We start from the raw sequence: 1,139 nt of genomic DNA on the forward strand, positions 1-1,139 counted from the left end.
ACATTTGCCGCCCTTACCTTACCATTAATTTTTTTAAGGTAAGCTATATCATCTCCGATTATGGTCTGACCAGGAATCATTGCAGTGCTGGTTTTTCCGCAAGCACTGGGAAAGGCACCAGTAAAATAAGTAACCCGATCTTGTGGTCCATGAACTCCCATAATAAACATATGCTCAGCTAACCATCCTTCGTTTTGAGCTTTATTAATGGCCAATCTAAAAGCTAACTTCTTTAATCCTAAAGAATTACCGGCATACTGATTATTTATCGAATACACCCTATTTTCTTCAAGGTCAATATACATTCTTCTCTTCTCCACATCTACACAAACCCCATTTTCTAATCTCCCGGCGGAATGAAGGAAATAGAAAAATTCATTAGAACCATTAAGTCTTTTAAACTCTTCATATCCTGGTCGGTAGAGCAGATCTTCACTGTGAGCGACATAGGCCGAATCAGTAATTTGTAGTGCTTTAAGGGAAAAAATGGAATTAGCAGGCCCTAATGAAAAGAACCTTACTAACATCTCCTTCCCTTTCATACTTCCATCAAAGAAAGAATATATTTCTTTAAGTCCTTTTTCTTTTTCGGTATATTCTACTTCTATCCCCCAGTCAATATCCTTAGATACAAGATACCTAGTATGGGCTTTATCCCTACCCTGATCATAATAACCATCAAAGTGAATAGTGTGGCCCTCCATCTTTAATTTCTTTTCTTCACCGTTTAAAATTGCCAAATTTCGGATATAGTCAACGTCTTTTTTTAAATCAGTTACCACTATTACTTTGGCAGGCTTACAAAGTCTTATAGCCTCATTAACTACATTTACTACATACTGATTGCGCAAGGCTTCTAATTTTTGTAAATTTACTTTATCCATGAAATCAACTCCTCACTTAATATTTATTTTTTGTGACAGGGGACGGCAGAGCGTGTGAAAATTAATGATAATATTTTTCAAAAAACTCAAACTACCTAACCTTTATTAAAGTACACCCCTATCGCTGGGCATATTTACCGAAAAAATGAGACTTCTTGTATAATAAAATAGGCTTAAAGGTAAAAGTAATACTTAGGCCAGTACCACTTTCCTTCTTTGCCTTAATCTTCTTAATATCTCTTCGCTTCCCAGGAT

At 35.8% G+C, this 1,139-nt stretch carries 1 protein-coding gene; it reads right to left on the reverse strand.

The window, feature by feature from the left end:
• On the reverse strand, positions 1-884 hold an 884-nt coding region (locus COZ07_RS04665), incomplete at its 3' end, for a phosphoenolpyruvate carboxykinase domain-containing protein (RefSeq protein ID WP_406607422.1).
• Positions 885-1,139: the final 255 nt, after the last annotated feature.

Source organism: Candidatus Infernicultor aquiphilus, from assembly GCF_002784285.1.
GTDB lineage: Bacteria > Atribacterota > Phoenicimicrobiia > Phoenicimicrobiales > Phoenicimicrobiaceae > Infernicultor > Infernicultor aquiphilus.